This window comes from Thermus sediminis (assembly GCF_003426945.1).
GTDB classification, from domain to species: domain Bacteria; phylum Deinococcota; class Deinococci; order Deinococcales; family Thermaceae; genus Thermus; species Thermus sediminis.
This window is the reverse complement of record NZ_QURO01000004.1, coordinates 730,556-752,025: the sequence shown is the minus strand read 5'-3', so window position 1 is coordinate 752,025 and position 21,470 is coordinate 730,556. Positions and strand designations below refer to the sequence as shown.

The 21,470-nt window shown below is 68.4% G+C and carries 22 protein-coding genes; 10 read left to right on the top strand and 12 right to left on the bottom strand.

What is annotated here, in order from left to right; all coding sequences use genetic code 11:
* Window positions 1–5: 5 nt before the first annotated feature.
* Entirely contained in the window at window positions 6–995 is a 990-nt protein-coding gene (locus ATI37_RS04590; protein WP_117237319.1) for a TAXI family TRAP transporter solute-binding subunit, read from the bottom strand.
* Window positions 996–1,027: 32 nt separating this feature from the next.
* Window positions 1,028–2,140, bottom strand: a complete 1,113-nt coding sequence (locus tag ATI37_RS04585) for a site-2 protease family protein (RefSeq protein WP_117237318.1) — start codon at window positions 2,138–2,140, stop codon at window positions 1,028–1,030.
* Between the two features lie 84 nt (window positions 2,141–2,224).
* Here ATI37_RS04585 and ATI37_RS04580 point away from each other — a divergent pair, with 84 nt between their 5' ends.
* Entirely contained in the window at window positions 2,225–3,421 is a 1,197-nt protein-coding gene (locus ATI37_RS04580) for an MFS transporter (protein ID WP_117237317.1), read from the top strand.
* On the opposite strand, the gene wecB is transcribed toward ATI37_RS04580, so the two are convergent.
* Genes wecB through ATI37_RS04555 form a run of 5 tightly spaced genes read right to left on the bottom strand, consistent with a single transcriptional unit; the run spans window position 3,396 to window position 7,635 of the window.
* Complete coding sequence (wecB, locus tag ATI37_RS04575; RefSeq protein WP_117237316.1) at window positions 3,396–4,514, bottom strand: non-hydrolyzing UDP-N-acetylglucosamine 2-epimerase; 1,119 nt, start codon at window positions 4,512–4,514, stop codon at window positions 3,396–3,398. The two genes, ATI37_RS04580 and wecB, sit on opposite strands and share 26 nt — an antisense overlap.
* Window positions 4,511–5,074 carry a Uma2 family endonuclease gene (locus ATI37_RS04570; RefSeq protein ID WP_117237315.1) on the bottom strand — a complete coding sequence of 188 codons (564 nt, stop codon included), beginning with the start codon at window positions 5,072–5,074 and terminating at the stop codon, window positions 4,511–4,513. The genes wecB and ATI37_RS04570 overlap by 4 nt, the downstream gene beginning before the upstream one ends.
* Entirely contained in the window at window positions 5,071–6,159 is a 1,089-nt protein-coding gene (locus tag ATI37_RS04565) for an MraY family glycosyltransferase (protein ID WP_117237314.1), read from the bottom strand. The genes ATI37_RS04570 and ATI37_RS04565 overlap by 4 nt, the downstream gene beginning before the upstream one ends.
* A complete protein-coding gene (gene upp / locus ATI37_RS04560) occupies window positions 6,156–6,782 on the bottom strand; it encodes a uracil phosphoribosyltransferase (RefSeq protein WP_117237313.1) in 627 nt (208 codons plus the stop codon). The genes ATI37_RS04565 and upp overlap by 4 nt, the downstream gene beginning before the upstream one ends.
* Window positions 6,783–6,792: 10 nt before the next feature.
* Window positions 6,793–7,635 carry a phosphotransferase family protein gene (locus ATI37_RS04555; RefSeq protein WP_117237312.1) on the bottom strand — a complete coding sequence of 281 codons (843 nt, stop codon included), beginning with the start codon at window positions 7,633–7,635 and terminating at the stop codon, window positions 6,793–6,795.
* Window positions 7,636–7,653: 18 nt separating this feature from the next.
* Here ATI37_RS04555 and ATI37_RS04550 point away from each other — a divergent pair, with 18 nt between their 5' ends.
* Window positions 7,654–8,727, top strand: coding sequence for a radical SAM protein (locus tag ATI37_RS04550; RefSeq protein ID WP_117237311.1), 1,074 nt, complete (start codon window positions 7,654–7,656; stop codon window positions 8,725–8,727).
* On the opposite strand, the gene ATI37_RS04545 is transcribed toward ATI37_RS04550, so the two are convergent.
* Both ATI37_RS04545 and aceB read right to left on the bottom strand, forming a co-directional pair.
* The gene (locus ATI37_RS04545) at window positions 8,721–8,933 is read right to left on the bottom strand and encodes a CDGSH iron-sulfur domain-containing protein (RefSeq protein ID WP_117237310.1); all 213 of its coding nucleotides are present in this window, start codon (window positions 8,931–8,933) and stop codon (window positions 8,721–8,723) included. The genes ATI37_RS04550 and ATI37_RS04545 overlap by 7 nt on opposite strands.
* A gap of 66 nt (window positions 8,934–8,999) precedes the next feature.
* The gene (gene aceB, locus ATI37_RS04540) at window positions 9,000–10,562 is read right to left on the bottom strand and encodes a malate synthase A (RefSeq protein ID WP_117237309.1); all 1,563 of its coding nucleotides are present in this window, start codon (window positions 10,560–10,562) and stop codon (window positions 9,000–9,002) included.
* A gap of 97 nt (window positions 10,563–10,659) precedes the next feature.
* On the opposite strand from aceB, the gene ATI37_RS04535 reads away from it, so the two are divergent.
* The 3 genes from ATI37_RS04535 to ATI37_RS04525 are packed head-to-tail and all read left to right on the top strand — an operon-like array spanning window position 10,660 to window position 13,471.
* The gene (locus ATI37_RS04535) at window positions 10,660–11,418 is read left to right on the top strand and encodes an IclR family transcriptional regulator (RefSeq protein WP_117237308.1); all 759 of its coding nucleotides are present in this window, start codon (window positions 10,660–10,662) and stop codon (window positions 11,416–11,418) included.
* A 41-nt stretch (window positions 11,419–11,459) separates the two neighbouring features.
* Window positions 11,460–12,158, top strand: a complete 699-nt coding sequence (hspR, locus tag ATI37_RS04530) for a heat shock protein transcriptional repressor HspR, fused homodimer type (protein WP_117237307.1) — start codon at window positions 11,460–11,462, stop codon at window positions 12,156–12,158.
* Window positions 12,155–13,471, top strand: coding sequence for a dipeptidase (locus ATI37_RS04525; protein WP_117237306.1), 1,317 nt, complete (start codon window positions 12,155–12,157; stop codon window positions 13,469–13,471). The genes hspR and ATI37_RS04525 overlap by 4 nt, the downstream gene beginning before the upstream one ends.
* Here ATI37_RS04525 and ATI37_RS04520 read toward each other — a convergent pair.
* A complete protein-coding gene (locus ATI37_RS04520; RefSeq protein ID WP_117237305.1) occupies window positions 13,428–14,171 on the bottom strand; it encodes a 2-phosphosulfolactate phosphatase in 744 nt (247 codons plus the stop codon). The two genes, ATI37_RS04525 and ATI37_RS04520, sit on opposite strands and share 44 nt — an antisense overlap.
* A 92-nt stretch (window positions 14,172–14,263) precedes the next feature.
* Between ATI37_RS04520 and ATI37_RS04515 the strand changes: the two genes are divergently transcribed.
* The 4 genes from ATI37_RS04515 to ATI37_RS04500 all read left to right on the top strand — a co-directional run bounded on the left by ATI37_RS04515 (window position 14,264) and on the right by ATI37_RS04500 (window position 17,387).
* The gene (locus tag ATI37_RS04515; RefSeq protein WP_117237304.1) at window positions 14,264–14,893 is read left to right on the top strand and encodes an ABC transporter ATP-binding protein; all 630 of its coding nucleotides are present in this window, start codon (window positions 14,264–14,266) and stop codon (window positions 14,891–14,893) included.
* Between the two features lie 14 nt (window positions 14,894–14,907).
* Window positions 14,908–15,615, top strand: coding sequence for a phosphorylase family protein (locus ATI37_RS04510; RefSeq protein ID WP_117237303.1), 708 nt, complete (start codon window positions 14,908–14,910; stop codon window positions 15,613–15,615).
* A gap of 1 nt (window position 15,616) precedes the next feature.
* Window positions 15,617–16,438 carry an enoyl-CoA hydratase/isomerase family protein gene (locus ATI37_RS04505; protein WP_117237302.1) on the top strand — a complete coding sequence of 274 codons (822 nt, stop codon included), beginning with the start codon at window positions 15,617–15,619 and terminating at the stop codon, window positions 16,436–16,438.
* A gap of 73 nt (window positions 16,439–16,511) precedes the next feature.
* A complete protein-coding gene (locus ATI37_RS04500; protein WP_117237301.1) occupies window positions 16,512–17,387 on the top strand; it encodes an HD domain-containing protein in 876 nt (291 codons plus the stop codon).
* Window positions 17,388–17,485: 98 nt separating this feature from the next.
* Here the strand turns inward: ATI37_RS04500 and ATI37_RS04495 are convergent, their stop codons facing one another.
* Window positions 17,486–18,439, bottom strand: a complete 954-nt coding sequence (locus ATI37_RS04495) for an MBL fold metallo-hydrolase (protein ID WP_117237300.1) — start codon at window positions 18,437–18,439, stop codon at window positions 17,486–17,488.
* Window positions 18,436–19,329 (bottom strand): phosphohexomutase domain-containing protein, encoded by an 894-nt coding sequence (locus ATI37_RS04490; RefSeq protein WP_117237299.1) that lies wholly within the window; start codon window positions 19,327–19,329, stop codon window positions 18,436–18,438. Before ATI37_RS04490 ends, ATI37_RS04495 begins: the two co-directional genes overlap by 4 nt.
* Window positions 19,330–19,363: 34 nt before the next feature.
* Here ATI37_RS04490 and ATI37_RS04485 point away from each other — a divergent pair, with 34 nt between their 5' ends.
* The gene (locus ATI37_RS04485) at window positions 19,364–21,466 is read left to right on the top strand and encodes an ATP-dependent helicase (RefSeq protein WP_198665503.1); all 2,103 of its coding nucleotides are present in this window, start codon (window positions 19,364–19,366) and stop codon (window positions 21,464–21,466) included.
* Window positions 21,467–21,470 lie beyond the last annotated feature (4 nt).

Sequence of the window (21,470 nt, the reverse complement as noted above, 5' to 3'; positions counted from 1 at the left end):
CTCCGTTACCTTATGGCTCCCGCTTCCCTCAGGTACTGCTCGGCCCCGGGATGGAAGGGGATGGCCAGCTGGCCATAGAGCCTGGCGGTGTTTTGGATGGAGGTGTCCCGGGCAGCGGCCACCGCGCTCCTCAGGGTGTCCAGGTTGTCAAAGGTGGCCTTCATCATTCCGTAGACCACCTCCCTGGGTAGGCTTTCTGGGCAGACCAGGATGTTCCCCGTGTTCAGGCCGGGCACATCCGTGCGGGTGTTGTACACCCCTCTGGGGACCGTCGTGGGGTCCAAGAGGCCCGGAAAGCGCTTCAGGGCCACCTGGGCCGTGGTGCTCTTCGGGTCAATGGGCACCAGGTAGATGCGGTCCCCCTTTCGGGCCAGGGTTTGGCCCAGTTCCACGATCGAGCCCGTGGGCACGCCCCCCACCCAGAAGAAGGCGTCTAGGGTGCCCTCCCCTAGGGCTCTGGCCGCTTCGGCCACTGGGAGGCGCTCCCGCTTGGCGAAGGTCTCCGGCCTCACCCCCGCGGCCTGGAGGACCAAGAGGGCCAGGTTCTCCGTGCTGGAGCCGGGCTGGCCGGTAGAGACCCGCTTGCCCCTCAGGTCCTGGATGACCTTGATGCCGCTTTTCTCGCTGGCCACTAGGTGGATGAAGGAGGGGTACATGTAGAAGAGGACCCTCTGGTCCCTGGCGGGCCGGGCCCGGAAGCGGGGTTCCTCTCCGTTGTAGGCCACAAAGGCCGAGTCCGTGGTGGTGAGGGCGCAGTAGTAGGTGTTGTTCCTGGGGTCGGTGCGGTCCCGGAGGAGGAGGAGGTTATCGTAGGAGCCCCCCGTCTGCACCGGCTGGAACTCCGCCACCCCAGCCCTGTTGTAGATGTCCGCCAAGGCGGTGCCGTAGAAGAAGAAGACCCCGCCGGTGCTTCCGGTGCCGATGATGACCCTGGGCTTTTGGGCCAGGGCCAGACCCAGGGCCAGCAGACCGATGACAAGAAGGACTCTCCTCATGCCTACCTCCCGTATACTTTTGCGCCTCTAACCTACCCCATACCCTTGGGCTTGTCAAGGGAGGAAAGCCCTAGGAGCCGCACCTGGAAGGCCCTCAAGAGGTCGGTCTTGCTGAGGATACCCAAAAGGGCCTCCCCCTCCATCACCAAGGCCCGGGGGTAGTTCCGCTCCCCCATCCGCTGCAGCGCGCTTAGGGCCGAGTCCTCGGGGGAGAGGAGGAGAGGCTCCTGCAGGTAGCGGTCCACAGGGGCCATGGGGTCCGCCCCCTCCAGGCCCTCGAGGCCCACCACCCCCAGGACCCGCCCCGCCTCCACCACGGGGAAGCCGGAGACCCGGTGGGCCAGGGAGAGCTGCAGCAGCTCGGCCACCGGCAGGTCCTTGGGGACCACGATGGGGTCTTGGGTCATGAGGTCCTTGACCTTCAGGCCCTCCAGGGCCTGGGCCAGGAAGGTGGCCTCGGCGTCGGCCCTCGAGGCCATGTACACGAAAAAGGCTATGAGGATGAGGAAGGGGTTCAGGACCAGAAGCCCGAAGAGCCCCAGGACGAAGGCCACCACCTGGCTCAGGGTCAGGGCCTTTTGCGTGGCTTTCACGTAGGGCTGCCGGGTGGCTAGGAGGGCCCGGTAGACCCGTCCCCCGTCCAAGGGCAGGGCGGGGAGGAGGTTGAAAACACCCAGGATGAAGTTCACCAGGGCCAGGTAATGGGTGAGGAAGCCCAAGGCCCCCGCCTCCTGGCGCAGGAGCCAGAAGAGAATGGCCAGAGCGAAGCTCACCAGAGGTCCAGCTATGGCGATGAGGAACTCCTTTTTGGGCTCCTTGGGAATCCTTTCCATCTGGGCCACCCCGCCCAGCAGCCAGAGGGTGATGCGCTGGGTTTTGATGCCAAAGTGCCGGGCGGTGAGGGCGTGGCCCAGCTCGTGCAGCAGCACGGAGAGGAAAAGGCCCAAGGCGGCCGCAAGGCCCAGGAGGTAGGGGGTTTGACCCTCGAGGAGGCTGGGGTCCCGGGGCAGGCCGAAGAGCCCTAGGTAAAGGGGGAGGTTGCGGCCGATGAGGAAGGCCAGGAGGGGCAGGATGAGGAGGAAGGTGAAGTCCAAGTGGACGGGGATGCCCAGAATCCGCAAGAGGGGAAAGCCGCGTTGCAGCATGCTCCCAGTATAGGTCCCCGTGGCGTGTAGGTCCCCGTGGCACGGGGCTGGAGTTGACTGGGCGGTCAGTCGTAAGCTAGGGAGGTGCTGGCCCTGGCCCTTCTCAAGGACCCCCTTTACCGCACCTACTGGCTGGCCCTTTTCACCTCGCAGATGGGGACCTGGATGCAGGCTGCCGCCCAGGCGTGGCTGGTCCTCCTCCTCACGGGGAGTGCGGAGAGGCTCGGCCTGGTGGTGGCCCTCCAGTTTCTGCCCGCTCTCCTCTTCTCCCTGCCCGCCGGGGTCCTGGCGGATCGCTACCCCAAGCGGAACCTCCTCCTCCTCACCCAAGGGGGGATGATGCTCCTGGCCCTCCTCATGGCCGTCCTCATCCTCACCGGGCTCGTGCGCTACGCTCACGTCTTGATCTTCGCCTTCCTCTACGGGGCCCTGAACGCCATGGATCTGCCGGTTCGCCAAAGCTTCACCGTGGAGCTGGCGAGCCGGGACCGCTACCCGGGGGCTATCGCCTTAAACTCCTTTGGCTTTAACCTAAGCCGCCTCCTGGGGCCGGCCTTCTCCGGGCTTCTCATCGCCCTCTACGGGGTGGAGGTAGCCTACCTGGCCAACGCCCTTTCCTTCTTGCCCCTGGTCTTTGTCCTCCTGCGCCTGCCTCCGGGGCCCGGAGGGGAGGGGGGGAACGGGCGCTGGTGGTGGGAGGCCCAGGAGGGAATAGGGTTTGTCCTCGCCCACCCCCTAGTGCGCCGGGCTGTGGGCTTGGTCCTTTTCGCTAGCCTCCTCGGGATGAACTTCCAAACCCTGGTGCCCGCCTACGCCCGGCTCGTCTTGGGCCTTTCCGCCACAGGGTATGGATTCTTGCTCTCCGCCGTGGGGCTGGGGGCCCTCCTGGCCGCCTTGGTCATGGCCTTCACGGGGAGGCCGAAACCGGGCCGGCTCCTCCTCGGGGTCTTCGCCCTGGCATTGGCCCACCTGGGCCTTTTCCTGCCCTACCCCCTCTGGGCACCCTTCTTTCTGGCCCTCGGCGGGTTTGGCATGATCTCCGTCCTCATCAACGCCAACACCCTGGTGCAGCTTGCCGTACCCGACCGTCTCCGGGGCCGGGTCATGGCCGTCTACAGTCTGGTGATGCTGGGCACGGGGCCCCTAGGGGCCTACCTCACGGGGCTCCTCTTTGAGCTTTTAGGGGGACGGTGGGCCGCCTTGGTCCTGGGGGGAGCGGTCCTTGCGCTGGGGCTCTACCAGCTTAAGCCCTGGCCTAGGGTCTCCAGTCCTCCGGCCTAGGGCCGAGGCCCAGCCGCCAGGCCACGCCCCGGGCCACCCGGACCCCCGCCTTTCCGTCCCCGTAGGGGTTCTTGGCCTGGCGCATGCGGGCAAGCTCCTCCGGGTCCTCCAGGAGCCCCTTGACCACCTGGAAGACCCTTTCGGGGTCGGTGCCCGCCAGCTTGAGGATGCCCGCCTGAAGCCCTTCGGGCCGCTCCGTGACGTTTCTTAAGACCACCACGGGCACGCCCAGGGCCGCCCCCTCTTCCTGCAACCCCCCGGAGTCCGTGACCAGGAGGAGGCTTTCCCGCATGAGGGCGGCCATGGGGCCGTACTCCAGGGGGGGGAGGAGGACGAAGTTGTTTACCTCCTTGAGGACGGGGAAAACCGCCTCCCGCACCACGGGGTTTAGGTGCACGGGGTAGACGAAGTTGAGGTGGGGGAAGGCCTCAGCCACCCTCCTCAGGGCCCGGGCGAGCTCGGGGAGGAGGGGCCAGTTTTCCCGGCGGTGCATGGTGACGGTGACGTAGGGGGGAGGGGGGAGGCCCTCGGGGAGCTTTCCCAGCCGGGCCGCCAGGAGGACGGCGTCCACCCCGGTCTGGCCCGTGACCAGGATGCCCTCCTCCCGCTTCCCCTCCTTGAGGAGGTTCTCCTTGGCCAAGGGGGTGGGGGCGAAGTCCAGGTCGGTGAGGGCGTCAGTGAGGCGGCGGTTGGCCTCCTCGGGGAAGGGCTCCTTGAGGTTGTGGCTCCGGAGGCCCGCCTCCACGTGGCCCACGGGCAGGCCCTCGAGGAAGGCCGCCCAGGCTACGGCGAAGGTGGTGAGGGTGTCCCCGTGGACCAGGACGTAGTCCGCCCCCATCTCCCTGAGGGCCCGGGCTGCCTGGGGCAGGATCCGGGCCGCCAGGTCGGGGAGGGCCTGGCGCTCTTGCATCACGTCCAGGTTGCGGTCCTCCCGGATGCCGAAGAGGGAGAGGGCCTGCTGGAGCTGCTCCCGGTGCTGGCCGGTGAGGAAGACCAGGGGTTTTATATAGGGAGTCTCCTTCAGGGCCAGGTAGACCGGGGCCATCTTGGTGGCCTCGGGCCGGGTGCCGAAGGCCAGGACCACCCGCTTCATGGGACGAGGAGGTGGGCCACGGGGAGGCGGGCCTCGGGGAAGGACAGGGGAGCCACCGTTTCCTCAGGGCCCAGGGCCCGGGCCTCGGCGAAGCCCTCCGGGGTGGGCTTTCGGTAGACCTCTAGGCGGCGGGCCTCGAGGTCCAAAAGCCAGACCTCGGGGATCCCCGCCCTGGCGTAAAGGGGGAGCTTCACCTCCCGGTCGTAGGCCTGGGAGGTGTCCATGACCTCCACCAGGAGCAGGACCTCTTGGGGCGTGGGTAAGGCCTCGGCGTAGTCGGAGGGGTTGGGTTTGAGGAGGGTGAGGTCAGGTTGGGGCTCGCTTCGGGGGTCTAGGTGGATGGGGTTTTGCACGCTGACAATGGCCCGGTCGCCGAAGCGCTGGAAGAAAAGCCGGGCGATCCGGTTCACTGCGGCCAGGTGTCGGCTACCGATAGGGCTCATCTCCAGGATCTCCCCCTCAATGAGTTCCACCCGGTCGTCCTCCCGCAGGATGCCGGCCTCGAGGAGGCGGTGGTACTCCTTGGCGGTGAAGGGCCTCCGCCTGACCACGGCCCTCATTCTACCTCCCTTAGGAGGGCCCTGAGCCTGCGGTAGGTGACCCAGCTCAGGCCGAGGAGGATGGCCAGGAGGCTCGCCAGGATGGCCTCCCAGGGCATCCCCAGGTAGGCCATGGCCAGAAGGTTGAAGAGGAGGGCCAACCCCCATAGGACGAAGGCCACCCGCCTCTGGGAAAGCCCCCGGGCCAGGAGGCGGTGGTGGATGTGGTCCTTGCCGGGGGTGGAAAGGGGGTTCTGTCCCCTTAGGAGCCTTCGCACCACCACCTGGGTGGTGTCCAGGATGGGGAGGAGGAGGAAGAGGGCGGGAGGGAGGAGGCCCAGGAAGGTGGTGAGCTTCAGTTGGCCAAGGAGGGCGGTGGCGGCGAGGGTGTAGCCCAGGAAGTAGGCCCCAGCATCCCCCAGGATGATGCGGCTGGGGTGGAGGTTGTGCCTGAGGAAGCCCAGGGCGGCCCCCGCCAGGGCGGAGAGGACCAAGGTGCCCGCCGCCCAGAAGGGAAACTGGGCGGAGACGAAGAGGAGGCTCATGGCGCTGATGTAGGCGATGCCCCCCGCCAGGCCGTCCAGCCCGTCCATGAGGTTCAGGGCGTTGGTGATCCCCACGACCCAGAGCCAGGTGAGGAAGAGGCCCAAGGCCGGGTCCAAAGGGGTGCCGAAGGCGGCCTCAAACCGGACCCCCACCGCCATGAGGAGAAGGGCGGCCAGGGTCTGCGCCAGGAGGCGGAAAAGGGGGGGAAGGCCAAACTGATCGTCGATGAAACCCACCAGGACCAGCCAGGCTCCCCCCAGGAGGATGGCCAGGACCTGGATCAGGACCCCCTCCACCAGGATGGGCCTGAGAAGGGCGGCTGCCACCAGGGCTAGGACCACCCCCCCGTAGACGGCCAGCCCCCCGGCGTTGGGCAAGGGCTTTTGGTTGAGGCGCCTTTCGTTGGGGAGGTCGGCCCAGCCCACCTTGAGGGCGAAGCGGCGCACATGGGGGATGAAGCGCCAGGTGAAGAAGAGGGCCAGGAGGAAGACGAAGACTACCGTGAGCCAACCGGATCCCGTGGGCTCGGCCACCCCGATGCGCTTTAGGATCTCGGTCATTTCGTGCCGTAGATGCGGTCCCCGGCGTCGCCCAGGCCGGGGACGATGTAGCCGTGCTCGTTGAGGCGCTCGTCGATGGCCGCCACCACCACCTCGGCGTCGGGGTGGTCCTGGGCGATGCGCTCTAGCCCTTCCGGGGCGGCGATGAGGCACATGAGCTTCATGCCCGCAGCCCCCTTCGCTTTCAGGAGGGAGAGGGCGTGGCTGGCGCTACCCCCTGTGGCCAACATGGGGTCCAGTAGGAAGACCCGCCTTTCGGCGATGTCAGCGGGGAGCTTGGCGTAGTAGGGCACGGGCTTCAGGGACCCGGGGTCCCGGAAGATCCCGATGTGCCCCACCCGGGCGTGGGGGATGAGCCTGAGGATGCCCTCCACCATGACCAGCCCTGCCCGTAGGATGGCCACCAGGGCGAGCTTCTTGCCGGAAAGGACCTTTGCCCGCGCGGGGGCCACGGGGGTTTCCACGGTGGTCTCGGTAAGCTCCAGGTCCCTCATGGCCTCGTAGGCCATGAGGAGGGAGAGTTCCTGGGCTAGCTCCCGGAAGTCCTTGGCGCCCGTGCCCTTGTCCCGAAGGTGGGCCAGCTTGTGCTGGACCAGGGGGTGGTCCACCAGGGTGATCCTCATCCCAAGGAGCCTAACACGCCTTCCCCTTCCGGGGAAAGCAGTCTTGGAAGAAGGCGAGGGCCTTGGGCAGTTTTTCCCTAAGGGCCTCCGGGAACCCCTCGGGCCGCTTGCCGCGGAACCAGTGGAGGTCGTGGAGGTAGGTGAGGGGCACGTAAAAGGCCAGGCGCTCCCGCACCTCTAGAGGGTAGAAGCGGCCCAGGCGGAAGAGGGCCGCCCGGGCCCTGGCCTCCCCTAGGAGGTCCAGGCTTCCCGTCTTGAGGAGGGCCAGGTCCCGGGCGGGGTCGTCCCCGCCTGAGCGCACCCAGTCCACCAGCAGGACCTCGAGGCCCTCCGCCCCTGGATCCTTCAGGAGGAGGTTTCCCGCCCAGGCGTCCCGGTGGCAGAAGCGCCTTTCCACCCCGGCGGCCAGGTCCACCTCCCGCTTCAGGGCGCGGAGAAGGTCCAGGGCCTCGGGGACGGGGTGGAGGCTTTCGCAGAAGCGCTCAAGCCGCTCCAGGAGTTCCTCCCGCGTCACCACCCCGGGTTCGGGCAGGCGGTGGAGGGCGAGGAAGAGGTGGGAGAGGGCGGCCAGGGTCCTTTCTGTGAAAGCCCCGGGGGAGAAGGGCTTCCCGGGGAAGCGCCGGGTGACCAGAACCCCCTGCCCCTCCGCTTCCACCACCCCCAGGACCAGGTCCCCAAGCCCCGCCCGGGCCATGCGCCTGGCCTCGAGGGCCGCCAAGTGGGCCTCTTCCCGCCCGTAGACCTTGTAGACCCTTTCCCCGTCCGTGTAGACCCGGGCCTCAAACCCCCCCAGGGGGGTGAGGCGGGCGAAGCCTTCTTCGGGGAGGAGGCCCTTGAGGGCGGCCACGGCCACGGGGCTTATTCTAGCCCTGTGGAGCTCCTCCGCCTCGAGGCCACCACGCTCTCCTTAGGGGACCGGGTCCTCTCCTTGGACCGGGAGGGGCGGCCCTATCACTACTTTCGCCAGGGGCTCACCTACAAAAGGGCCCTGGACGGGAGCCTCCACCTCCGCTTTCGGGAAGGGGAGAGGAAGAGGCGGCGGCTTCCCCGGGAGGAGGCTTTGGCCATCTACGGGGAGACCCTGGACCTGGCCCGGCGCCACCTCCAGGACCCGGAGCGGCGGCGGGAGGCCTTGAGGTGGACCCCAGAGGCCCTCCTGGACCCCACCCCCTACCGGAGGGCCTACCTTTGGCCCGTGGGCATCCTCCCCCCCGACGCCTACCTCTCCGTGGTCCTCCAGGCCACCACGGGCTGCACCTGGAACCGCTGCGCCTTCTGCTCCTTCTACCAGGACCGCCCCTTCCAGAAGCGGAGCGCGGCGGAGTTCGGAGGGCACGTGGAGGCCGTCTTGGACCTCCTGGGCCGGGGGCGGCTTCTGCGGCGGGGGGTCTTCCTGGCGGACGGGAACGCCCTGGCCCTCTCCGAGCCCCTCACTCCCCTCCTAGAGGAGGTGGGGAGGCGCTTTCCCCGGGAGCCCGTCCTGGGCTTTCTGGACCTCTTCGCGGGGGTAAGGAAGGAGGCCTCCTGGTGGGCGAGGCTTTACGCCCTGGGCCTGAGGCGGGTCTACATCGGCCTGGAGACGGGCCATGCCCCCCTCCTCGCCCTTTTGGGGAAGCCCGGCCACCCCAAGGAGGTCCTGCCCCTGGCCCGGGCCCTGAAGGGGGCGGGCCTCGGCCTTGGGGTCATCCTCATGGTGGGGGCGGGGGGGAAGGCCTACGGAAAGGCCCACCGGGAGGAGAGCCTCAACCTTTTGGCAGAGCTTCCCCTGGATAGGGGAGATATCGTCTACCTCTCCCCCTTCCAGGAGATCCCGGGTACCCCCTACGCCGCCCTGGGGCTGGAGCCCCTTCCCCAGGTGGAGGCGGAGCTTTCCCTCTGGGCAGAAGCCATCCGGAGGATGGGCCTCCGGGCGGCCCGCTATGACATCCGGGAGTTTCTCTACTGAGGCTGCGCCTCCAGGTACCCCGCCTCCCCTTGGAAGCCCTGCTCCTTGTGGGTGCCGTCGCAGAAGGGCCTGTTCTTGGACCCCCCGCAGCGGCAAAGGGCCAGTTTGGCTTTTTCTAGACGCATCTCCTGGCCGTTCAGCCGAAAGGTGGCCCCTTCCGGCAGGTCCAGGACGTAGGGCCCGTTTTCCCGAAAGCGCAGGCGCACAGCTCTAGGGTCAAGGGTCCAGAGCCGAGGATCAAGGGCCTTTGCAAAACCCCCCGACCCTAGACCCTAATCGATGTACTCGTACGCCACCAGGGTCAGGAACTCGGTGAACTCCTGGGAGAGGACCAGCCGGTCCAGGATCTCCTCCGCCTCCCGGTAGCGCTCCCTTTCCCGCTCCCCCAGCTTGGCGAGCTCCTCCTCCTTGATCTCCTGGTAAAGCTCCGGGGTAACGGTGCGGCCGTCCTCGAGCCTCGCCCCCCGGTGCACCCACTGCCAGAGCTGGGCCCGGCTGATCTCGGCGGTGGCCGCGTCCTCCATGAGGTTGAAGATGGCGGCGGCCCCGTTGCCCAGAAGCCACTGGTTCAGGTACTGGAGGGCCACGGAGATGTTGTTCCTGAGGCCCCCTTCCGTGACCTTCCCCCCGGGCACCTCAAAGTTGAGGAGGTCCTCGGCCCTCACCTCCACGTCCTCCCGCCTCACCTCCTTCTGGTGGGGCCTATCCCCCAGATAGCGGTCAAAGACCTCCATGGCCACGGGCACCAGGTCGGGGTGGGCCACCCAGGTGCCGTCAAAGCCCTGGGAGGCCTCCCGCTCCTTGTCGGCCCTGACCTGCTGGAAGGCCCTTTCGTTCACCTCGGGGTCCTTGCGGCTGGGGATGAAGGCGGCCATGCCCCCGATGGCGTGGGCCCCGTGGATGTGGCAGCTTTTCACCAGGAGCTCGGTGTAGGCCTTCATGAAGGGGACGGTCATGGTGACCTGGGCCCGGTCGGGGAAGATGGGGGCGGTGGTGGCGAACTTCTTGATGCAGCTGAAGATGTAGTCCCACCTCCCGGCGTTGAGGCCGGCGGCGTGCTCCTTGAGCTCAAAGAGGATCTCCTCCATCTCCAAGGCCGCCAGGATGGTCTCAATGAGCACCGTGGCCCGGATGGTGCCCCGGGGGAGGCCCAGGTAGTCCTGGGCGAAGTTAAAGACTTCGTTCCAAAGCCGGGCCTCGAGGTGGCTCTCCAGCTTGGGCAGGTAGAAGTAGGGGCCGCTTCCCCGGCTTAGGAGCTCCTTGGCGTTGTGGAAGAAGTAGAGGCCGAAGTCAAAAAGGCTGGCGGACATGGGCTCCCCGTCCACCAGGACGTGCTTTTCGTGGAGGTGCCAGCCCCTTGGGCGCACCACCAGGGTGGCCACCTTCTCCTTGAGCCGGTACTCCTTGCCCTCTGGGGAGACGAAGTCTATCTGGCGGCGCACCGCATCGTAGAGGTTCTTCTGGCCCCTTATGACGTTGTCCCAGGTGGGGGAGAGGGCGTCCTCAAAGTCGGCCATGAAGACCTTGGCCCCGGAGTTTAAGGCGTTCACGATCATCTTCCGGTCCACGGGGCCGGTGATCTCCACCCGGCGGTCCAGGAGGTCGGGCGGAGCCTCGGCCACCTGCCAGCTCCCTCCCCGCACAAAGGCGGTCTCCTCCGGGAAGTCCGGCCTTTCCCCGGCCTTGTACCGCTCCCAAAGCGCTTTCCGCCGCTCCAAAAGGGCCTTGCGCACGGGGTTGAACTCCCTCTGCAGGGCCGCCACGAACCGGAGGGCCTCTTCCGTGAGCACTTCCCCTAACAGGGGGTGGTCCTTGAGGATCTCCACGCCCTTCATGGTGCCCCAAGCCTAAGGGAGAGGGATGGAGTTTGTCAAGGAGCAAAATAGTTTTTCTTATATTGAAAAACAAGCGGGGCCGTGCTACTTTGGGGCCATGCCCAGGCCCAGGGAAAGGGGTGCCCAGGGCGTGAGGACCCTGGAAAGGGGGCTTTTGGTCCTCGAGGCCCTGGCCGGGCTCGGCGAGGCGGGGCTTGGCCCTTTGGCGAGGGCCACGGGGTTTTCCAAGAGCACCCTCTACCGCCTCCTCCAGACCCTGGCCCAGAGGGGGTTCGTGGAGGAGGGGGGCGGGGTCTACCGGGTGGGCCCCCGGGCCTTCGCCGTAGGCCAGGCCTACCCCAGGCAGAACCTCCTCCAGGCGGTGCGCCCCGAGATGGAGGCCCTGGCGGAAGAACTTGGGGAGAGCGTGAACCTGGCGGTGATGGCGGGCCTCGAGGCCCTCTACCTGGACCAGGCGGAGGGGAAGAAGCTGGTGCGCCTCTTCACCGCCCCCGGAAGCCGCGCTCCCCTCCACGCCACGGGGGTGGGGAAGGTCCTCCTGGCCTACCGGGGGGTGCCCGAGGGGCTTTCCCTGGAGGCCTACACCCCCAACACCCTCACCTGCCGGGAGGCCCTTCTTTCGGAGCTAAAGCGGGTCCGGGCCCAGGGCTACGCCCTGGACAACGAGGAGAAGGAGCTCGGGGTGCGGTGCGTGGCCGCTCCCGTCTTCGGCCCTGGGGGGGAGGTGGTGGCGGCCCTCTCCCTCTCCGCCCCCGCAAGCCGCCTCTCCCTAGAGGAGGCCCACCGCCTGGCCCCCCGGGTGGTGGAGGCGGCCAGGCGAGCTTCCCTGCGCCTAGGCTTCACAGGGCCCGTATAATAACTTAGGTTAGGAGGCTTTAGCGGAAGGGGCTAAGGGCCATGGACAAGGACCGTCCCGTCTACATCATCAGCGTAGCGGCGGAGCTGGTGGAGATGCACCCCCAGACCCTGCGCCTTTATGAGCGGAAGGGTTTGATCAAGCCGAGGCGTTCTGGGGGGAAGACGAGGCTTTACTCGGAGCGGGACATTGAGCGCTTGAGGGAGATCCGGCGTCTGACGCAGGAGCTTGGGGTGAACCTGGCGGGGGTGGAGGAGATCATGCGCCTCAGGGCCGAGCTCGAGGCCCTCCAGGCCCGCTTTGAGGCGGAGATCGTCAGGCTCAAGGCGGAGATCGGGGAGCGCTTCAGGGAGCTGGAGCGCAAGGCCCTCCCCGCCCCCGGGGAAACGGAAAAGCCCTCCTCCAAGGACCGTCCCGTCTACATCATCAGCGTAGCGGCGGAGCTGGTGGAGATGCACCCCCAGACCCTGCGCCTTTATGAGCGGAAGGGTTTGATCAAGCCGAGGCGTTCTGGGGGGAAGACGAGGCTTTACTCGGAGCGGGACATTGAGCGCTTGAGGGAGATCCGGCGTCTGACGCAGGAGCTTGGGGTGAACCTGGCGGGGGTGGAGGAGATCATGCGCCTCAGGGCCGAGCTCGAGGCCCTCCAGGCCCGCTTTGAGGCGGAGGTGGCCCGGCTCAAGCTCCTCCTCCTGGAGGAGGGCAAGGGCCTGCCCCGAGGGAGTAGCATGGGTCCGTGAAGGCGCTAGAGCCCCTTTTGGAATGGCTTTCCATCCCCTCGGTCTCCACCGACCCCGCCCGCAGGGAGGAGGTGCGCCGGGCGGCCCTCTGGCTTGAGGAGAGGCTAAAGGCCCTGGGCTTTCGCACCGAGCTCCACGACACCCCCCTCCACCCCATCCTCTACGCCGAGCGCCTGGTGCGGGAGGGGGCCCCCACGGTTCTGGTCTACGGCCACTACGATGTCCAGCCCCCAGACCCCCTGGAGCTCTGGGAAAGCCCCCCCTTTTCCCCCGCGGTGCGGGAGGGGAGGGTTTACGCCCGGGGGGCCTCGGACGACAAGGGGCAGCTCTTTGCCCACGTGGCGGCCCTGGAGGGCCTCGAGGCCGAGGTCAACGTGAAGTTCCTGGTGGAAGGGGAGGAGGAGATCGGAAGCCCCAACCTCCTCCCCTTCGTGCGAGCCCATCGGGAGAAGCTCCTGGCGGATGTGGCCCTCATCTCCGACGGGGCCATGTTCGCCCCCGGGGTTCCCACGCTCACCTATGGCCTCCGGGGCCTCTGCTACCTGGAGGTGCGCCTCCAAGGGGCTAAGCGGGACCTCCACTCCGGGGCCTTCGGCGGCGTGGCCCCCAATCCCATCCAGGCCCTGGGGTGGATCCTGGCCCGCCTCAAGGACGAGAGGACGGGGAAGATCCTCATCCCCGGTTTCTACGAGAGGGTCCAGCCCGTCCCCGAGGAGGAGAAGGCCCTCTGGCCCAAGCTTAGCGAGGAGGCCCTGAAGGGGGAGCTCGGGGTGGAGGTCCTTCCGGGGGAGGAGGGATTTAGCCCCCTAGAGCGGCTCTGGGCCCGGCCCACCCTGGACCCCAATGGCGTCTTTGGCGGCTACCAGGGGGAGGGCTCCAAGACGGTGATCCCCATGGAGGCCGGCCTGAAGCTCTCCATGCGCCTGGTCCCCGACCAGGACCCGGAGGAGGTGGCCCAGTTGGCGGAGGCCTACCTGAAGGAGGTCTGCCCCCCCGGTTACCGCCTTCGGGTCCAGAGGCTCCACGGGGGGAGGCCCGTCCTCACCGATCCCCATAGCCCCCCCATGCGCCTCATGGCCCAGGCCCTGGAAGAGGTCTGGGGCCGCCCGCCCGTCTACACCCGGGAGGGGGGGACGATCCCGGTGGTGGCGGAGCTCAAGGAGGCCCTTTCCGCCCCCATCGTCCTCCTGGGCCTGGGCCTTCCCGACGACAACCTCCACGCCCCCAACGAGAAGCTGGACCTCGTCAACCTGGAGAGGGGGATCGCCGTCATCCGGCGTTTTTACGAACTTCTTGGGGCAGGGCGCGTTTGAAGATCAAGGCCTCCCCCACCCGCCCCGAAAGAACGGGGACGATGGGGCTCTTGGCTACCTGGGCCGAGAAGGGGACGTCCCCTTCCAGGCCCACCGCCCTCAGGGCCTGGGCGGCGGCGGAGAGGCTTAGGGCCTCCAGGGGGTCCCCGTAGGCCCGCTTCACGGCCAGGGCGATCCGGGCCCCGTCCTCGGGCTCCACCTCCCCCATGAGGCCCAGGTACTCCGCCAGGACCCCGGCGGCATAGAGGTCGTCCAGGCCCACCCGCCCTTCCTTCCCAGCGCAGAGGATGGCCACCTCCTCCGTGGCCAGCTCCCGGGCCAGCCTGGCGGCGGCGTGGGCGTTGTAGAGGGAGGCGAGGAGGACGTGCTTGGCCGTCCTGGCGGCGGTGTGGACGGCCTTGGTGCCATTGGTGGTGCTCATGACCACGATCCTCCCCCCTACGGGGGCCCCCAGGGCCTCCCGGGGGGAGTTCCCCAGGTCAAACCCCGGGGGCTTAAGCCCGCCCACCTCGCCGGAGAGGAGGACGTCGGCGTCCTTGAAGGCCCTTGCGGCCTCGAGGCCCGCCGTGAGGTACAAGGCCTCCGCCCCCGTCTCCAGAAGGGCCACGGCCGTGGTGGTGGCCCGGATCACGTCCACCACGAGGACCACATCGGGGTACACCAGCGCTTCCGTGGGCAAGGGGTCTACCCTGAGGCGCACGCTTCCTCCCCTACAAAAAGCCGCAGGCGATCCCGCCAAGCGTCGGCTCCCACTCTAACCGAAGCTTCATCCTTTGCCTAGAGGATGGGGGCGTGAACCCCGTGTTGGAGGCGCGGAACCTGGGCTTCGCCTACGGGGACGGTTTCCTTTTCCAGGGGGTTTCCTTCGCCCTTGGGCCCGGGGAGGTCCTGGCCCTTCTTGGGCCTTCGGGAAGCGGCAAGACCACCCTGCTTCACCTCCTGGCGGGGCTCCTTCCCCTGCAGAAGGGGGAGATCTACTGGGAGGGGGAGGCCATCCGCGGGCTTTCCGAGGGGGTTTTGGCCAGGAGGCGGCTGGGGTTTTTGGGCCTCGTCTTCCAACACCACTTCCTCTTCCCCGAGCTCACCGCCTTGGAGAACGTCCTGGCCCCGGGGTACCTGGTGGGCCGGGTGGACCGGGAAAGGGCCTTGGCCCTTCTGAAGCGCCTCGGCCTCTCCCAAAGGGCCCACTTCTTCCCCCAGAGGCTTTCTGGGGGGGAGAGGCAGCGGGTGGCCGTGGCCCGGGCCCTCTACCTGAGGCCCCGCCTCCTCCTCGCCGATGAGCCCACGGCCAGCCTGGACCGCCGCCAGGCCCAGGAGGTCCTGCGGCTCCTCCTGGAACTTTCCCGGGAGGTGGCGGCGGCCTTGGTCCTGGCCACCCACGACGAGGCCCTGGTGGAAGGCCTTCCCGCCCTCAGGCTGTAGTATCCTTAGGCGGTATGAGCCCCATCCACGTGCGGGGAAGGCCGGGAGAGGTGGCCGAGCGGGTCCTCCTCCCCGGGGACCCGGGCCGGGCGGAGTGGATCGCCAAGACCTTCCTCGAGGACCCCGTCCTCTACACCGCTAACCGGGGGCTTCTGGGCTTCACTGGCCGCTTTCAGGGGGTTCCCGTCTCCGTGCAGACCACGGGCATGGGGGCCCCCTCGGCCAGCATCGTGGCCGAGGAGCTCATTGGGCTTGGGGCCCGGGTCCTCCTAAGGGTGGGCACCTGCGGGGCCCTAGACGCGGCCCTGGCCCCCGGGGACCTGGTCATCCCCCAAGGGGCCGTGCCCCTGGACGGGGCCACCCGCCAGTACCTGGAGGGCCGCCCCTATGCCCCCGTGCCCGACCCTGGGCTCTTCCTGGCCCTCTGGAGGGGGGCGGAAGCCCTGGGCTACCCCCACCACGTGGGCCTGGTGGCCACGGAGGACGCCTTTTACGCCACCACCCCTGAGGGGGCCGGGGCCTGGAGCCGCCTTGGGGTGCTGGCCTTTGAGATGGAGGCCAGCGCCCTCTTCCTCCTTGGGAAGATGCGGGGCGTGCGGGCCGGGGCCATCCTTGCGGTCTCCAACCGGATCGGCGACCCGGAGCTGGCCCGGGAGGAGGTCCTTTGGGAGGGGGTTCGCCGTATGGTGGAGGTGGCCCTAAGGGCCCTTTTGGAGGTGTGAGATGGCCCACGAGCATGAGCAGGAACGCGAGTTCGTCCTAGAGATCCCCGAGTTTGCCCACCTCTCCTACGGGGTGGAGGAGGGAGTCGCCCTGGTCACCCTAAAGCGGCCCGGGGCCCTGAACGCCCTCTCCCAAGACCTCCTGCGGGAACTCGCCGAGGTGGTGGAGGTCATCGCCCAAGACTCCGAGGCCCGGGTGGCCATCTTCACCGGGGAGGGGAAGGCCTTCGCCGCGGGGGCGGACCTCAAGGAGATCGCCGCCCTCAAGGACCCCTTCATGGCCCGGGAGTACGCCCTCTTGGGCCAAGGGGTCTTCGCCGAGATCGCCGCCTTGCCCATCCCCACCATCGCCGCCATCCACGGCTACGCCTTGGGCGGAGGGTTGGAGTTGGCCCTGGCCTGCGACCTCCGGGTGGCCTCCAAGGACGCCCGCCTGGGCCTTCCCGAGGTGGGCTTGGGCCTCATCCCCGGCTTCGGCGGCACCCAGCGCCTGCCCCGCCTCATTGGCCGGGGGCGGGCTTTGGACCTGATCCTCACCGGGCGGCACGTGTCGGCAGAGGAGGCCTTGGGCATGGGCCTGGTGAACCGGGTGGGGGAGGACGCCCTGGAAGAGGCCAAGAAGCTGGCGGAGAAGATCCTCAAGAACGGGCCCGTTGCCCTGGCCCTGGCCAAGGAGAGCGTGGTGCGGGGTGAGGGGCTGGACCTTTCCGAGGCCTTGGAGATCGAGGCCGACCTCTTTGGCTACGCCGCGGCCACCGAGGACATGAAGGAGGGGGTGCGGGCCTTTTTGGAGAAGCGGCCGCCCCACTTCAAGGGGGAGTAACGCCACCCCCGGGGCCCTCGGAGCCTTGGGGCGTCCTTTTCCCGCCGGTAGTGGTGTAAGGTAAGGATGACTCATGGCGGAAGGGCGCGTGGTCCACGTAGCTAGCCCCAAGGCCAAGCTGTACGTGGAGGCGGATCAGGCCATCCGCGAGTACCTGAAGGCCTTTCCCAAAGCCCTTAGGGCCTACGAGCTCCTCATCCAGGACCCCGAGGCCCGGGCCGGGTGGAACATGGCCAACTACCTCACCGTGCGCAAGCTGGGTTACAACGACCACGGCCGGGTCCACGCCCTCCTCACGGGGGCGGCGGGCGTGGCCGTCCTGCGCCTCCTGGCCGAGGCAGGGGTGAGGCTGGACACCCTCGAGTCCGGGGCCGGGGAGTTGGAGGACGCCTACCTGGTGGTCCTCCTCTCCACCATGCTCCACGATCTGGGCAACGGGGTGCACCGGGTGGGGCACGAGGCCTTCGGGGTCACCCTGGCCCTGCCCATCCTGAACCGCATCCTGGAGAAGATCTACCCCGATCCCGAGCAGCGCACCGCCCTCCGCGCCCTCATCCTCCACGGGATCTACTGCCACGACCTGAACCCCGAGCCCCTGACCCTCGAGGCCGGCATCACCGCCGTGGCCGACGGCACCGACATCACCAAGGGCCGGGGGCGGAAGGCCTTCGCCCTGGGGAGCATAGACATCCACTCCATCAGCGCCCTGGCCGTGGACGAGGTGCGCATCCTGAAGGGGGAGAGGGTGCCCGTGGAGATCCAGGTCCTCATGAACAACTCCGCCGGGATCTTCCAAGTGGAGGAAACCCTCACCAAGAAGGTCTTAAGGAGCCCTTTGCGCTCCTACGTGACCGTGGTGGCCATGACCGAGGGGAACGGGGGCCAGGACCAGCGCATCGTCCACCGGGTGCGCCTGCACGAAAGGGAGGACCGCTTCGTCCTGGACTAGGTACCCCACCGTGGCTTTCGCCACGGTGGGGGCCCCAGGGAAGACCCGCTCGGGCACCAGGGGCGGGGAACCGTGCTGGGGGGCTTCCCCACAGGCACCTAGGGGCGGAAGTAGCGGTAGGGGGGGCCTTCCCGCGAAAGGAGGCCCTCCTGGCGCAGGTACTCCAGGTGGGCCAGGGTCTCGGCGAAGGCGAAGCGGCGGCCGGCGGTGTCCAGCTCTTGCGGGAAGAGCTTCAAGGAGAGCTCCCAGGCGGTTTGCGGGCGGTCCAGGTGGGCGAGGAGGGCCGAAAGGCGTTCCTGGTGGTGGGCCTTTAGCTCCTCCGCGCGCTTCCTCACCTGGGGAATGGGGCCGAAGTGGCCGGCGTAGGCCACCCGGGCGGGGAGCTCCCCAAGGAGGTCCAAGGAGCGGAGGAAGTCCGCTAGGGGGTTTTCCCGGGTGTAGGCCCAAAGGCCCACGTTGGGCGAGACCCGCTCCAGTAGGGCGTCCCCCGCCAGGAGCACGCCCTCCTCCTCCAGGAGGAAGACCACGTGCCCGTCGGCGTGGCCGGGGGTCCAGACCGCCTTCAGGCGCCTTCCCGCCACCTCCAGGACCTCCCCGTCCTTCAGGGGGATGGGGTTTTCCGGGGGGTGGACCCGCTCCCGGGTCTTCCCCATGGTCTCCCGGATGCCCAAAAGGGCCTCCTCCGGGGTGCCGTGGTCCAGAAAGAGCCGCCAGCCCCCTGCCTCAAACAGGGCAGGCTCCCGCCAGAAGCGGTGCCCCCTGGAGATTTCCTCCTCGTGCAGGTAGACCCTGGCCCCAAGCCCCTCAAAGAACCCGGCGAGGCCGTAGTGGTCGGGGTGGTGGTGGGTGAGGAGGACGGCCTGGATGTCAGCGAAGCAGAGGCCAAGCTCCGCCAGGTAGAGCTCCAAAGTCCCCTGGGCCGTGCGGGTGCCCAAGGCGGTGTCCACCAGGGCCACCTCCTCCCTCCCCCTCAGGAGGTACAGGTTCACCGTCTTCAGGGGGTAGGGGATGGGGACGGGAAGGAGGTAAACGCCCGGGAGAATCTCCTTCACAAGAGCACCTTCAGCAAGAGGAGGGCCGCCAGGAAGGGATCCTTTTCCGGGAGGTGCCAGGGGAAGCGGAAGCCCCCCTCCCCGTCCGCTTCCACCTCGAGGCCCCCCAGGGCCTCCCTTAGCCCCGCCAGGACCTCCTCCGGGGGCAGGGCCTCCCCGCCCACCTGGTAGACCGCCAAGCGGTCCCCGTCCCCGTCCAGGGCGAAGCCCACCGCCGGGGGTTCCTGGGCCTTGAGGAGGGCCCTGAGGGTCTTGAGGTTCTCCGGCCTGGGGTCGGGGTCCACCCCGTAGAAGAGGGGGTGGGGGAGGGGGTGGAGTTCGCGAAGCTCGGCCGCAAGCCCCAGGGCCCGAAAGGCCTGGGACAGGATCCCCCCACCGGCCCCGCCCATGGCGTCCAGGTAGACCACCCCGGCCCGGTCCTTCGGGGCCTCCCCCAGGCTCCTCGCCAGCAGGTCCGAGTAGCCCTGGCGCAGGTCCAAGGGGGCGAAGCCTCCCGGCTTAGGGAGGGCCTCGGGCAGGGAAAGGGCCTCCCCGGGAAGGGGCCTTCCCGGCCCTAGGCGGAGCTTCACCCCCTGGAAGCGGGCGGGCCTGCGGCTGGCGGTGAGGTAGAAGCCCCCCGCCTCCAGGGTCTCCAGGGCGAAGCCGAAGAGGGGAAGGGGGGCGGGGCCCTTCAGGAGGTAGGCCTCCAGGCCCAGGCCCGAGAGGACCCGGGCGGCCTCCTCAGCCATCTCGTTGGCTAGGAAGCGGGCATCGTGGCCCACCACCACCCTCCTCTGCCCCTCGGCGAGGAGCGCCTGGCCGAAGCTCGCCGCCAGGCGGGCCACCCCTTGGAAGGTGAAGCCCTTGGCGATCTCGCCTACGAAGCCTTCGGGCGTGGGGTAGAGCTCCATGCCTTAGAGTCTACCCCGTGGTAGACTCACCCCCGTGGGCGAGGCGCATTCTGGAGAAGACGTGCTTTCCTCCCTGAACGAGGCCCAGCGCCAGGCCGTCCTTCACTTTGAGGGGCCCGCCTTGGTGGTGGCGGGGGCGGGGAGCGGCAAGACCCGCACCGTGGTCCACCGGGTGGCCTACCTCATCCAAAGGCGGGAAGTCTTCCCCTCGGAGATCCTGGCGGTCACCTTCACCAACAAGGCCGCCGAGGAGATGAAAGCCCGCCTCAGGGCCATGGTAAGGGGGGCGGGGGAGGTTTGGGTCTCCACCTTCCACGCCGCCGCCCTCCGCATTCTCAGGGTCTATGGGGAGCGGGTGGGCCTGAAGCCCGGCTTCGTGGTCTACGACGAGGACGACCAGGCCGCTCTCCTGAAGGAAATATTCAGGGAGCTTGGCCTTTCCGCCAAACCTGGTCCCATCAAGAGCCTCCTGGACCGGGCCAAGAACCAGGGGGTGGCCCCGGAGGGCCTCCTCGCCGACCTGCCCGAGTTCTACGCTGGGCTTTCCCGGGGCAGGCTTCAGGACGTCCTCCTCCGCTACGGGGAGGCCCTCAAGTCCCAAGGGGCCTTGGACTTCGGGGACATCCTCCTTTACGCCCTGAGGCTCCTCGAGGGGGACGAGGAGGTCCTGAGGCGGGTCAGGAAGCGAACCCGCTTCATCCACGTGGACGAGTACCAGGACACGAGCCCGGTGCAGTACCGCCTCACCCGGCTTCTGGCGGGGGAGGAGGCCAACCTCATGGCCGTGGGGGACCCGGACCAGGGCATCTACTCCTTCCGGGCGGCGGACATAAGGAACATCCTGGACTTCACCCGGGACTACCCGGAGGCCAGGGTTTACCGCCTGGAAGAAAACTACCGCTCCACCGAGGCCATCCTCCGCTTCGCCAACGCCGTCATCGCCAAGAACGCCCTGCGCCTGGAGAAGACCCTAAGGCCCATAAAGAGGGGCGGGGAGCCCGTGCGGCTCTACCGGGCGGAGAGCGCCCGGGACGAGGCCCGCTTCGTGGCCGAGGAGATCGGGAGGCTCGGGCCCCCCTACGACCGGGTGGCCGTTCTCTACCGCACCAACGCGCAAAGCCGCCTCCTGGAGCAGGCCCTGGCGAGCCGGGGCATCCCGGCCCGGGTGGTGGGGGGCGTGGGCTTCTTCGAAAGGGCCGAGGTGAAGGACCTCCTGGCCTACGCCCGCCTGAGCCTGAACCCCTTGGATGCCGTGAGCCTGAAGCGGGTCCTCAACACCCCGCCCCGGGGGATCGGCCCGGCTACTTTGGAGAAAATGCAGACCATCGCCCAGGAACGGGGCCTGCCCCTCTTTGAGGCCCTGAAGGTGGCGGCGGGGGCCCTTCCCCGCCCCGAGCCCTTGCGCCATTTCCTGGCCCTCATGGAGGAGCTCATGGACCTGGCCTTCGGCCCGGCGGAGGCCTTCTTCCGCCACCTCCTCCTGGCCACGGACTACCCCACCTACCTGAAGGAGGCCTACCCCGAGGACGCCGAGGACCGCCTGGAGAACGTGGAGGAGCTCCTAAGGGCCGCCAGGGAGGCGGAGGGCCTCATGGACTTCCTGGACAAGGTGGCCCTCACCGCCCGGGCGGAGGAGCCCGCCCAGGCGGAGGGGCGGGTCGCCCTCATGACCCTGCACAACGCCAAGGGGCTGGAGTTCCCCGTGGTCTTCCTGGTGGGGGTGGAGGAGGGGCTTCTGCCCCACCGCTCCTCCCTCGCCACCCTCGAGGGCCTCGAGGAGGAGCGCCGCCTCTTCTACGTGGGGGTCACCCGGGCCCAGGATAGGCTTTACCTTTCCCACGCCGGGGAGCGGGAGGTCTACGGCCGCCCTGAGCCCGTGCGCCCAAGCCGCTTCCTGAAGGAGGTGGGGGAGGGCCTTTACGAGCTTTACGACCCCTACCGGGGCGCATCCAGGAAACCCACCCCGCCCCCCCACCGGGCCCTCCCCGGGGCCTTCCGGGGCGGGGAGAAGGTGGTCCACCCCCGCTTCGGCCCCGGCACCGTGGTGGCGGCTTTGGGGGACGAGGTCACCGTGCACTTTGAGGGGGTGGGGCTCAAGCGCCTCTCCCTGAAGTACGCGGACCTGAGGCCCGCTTAGGAGG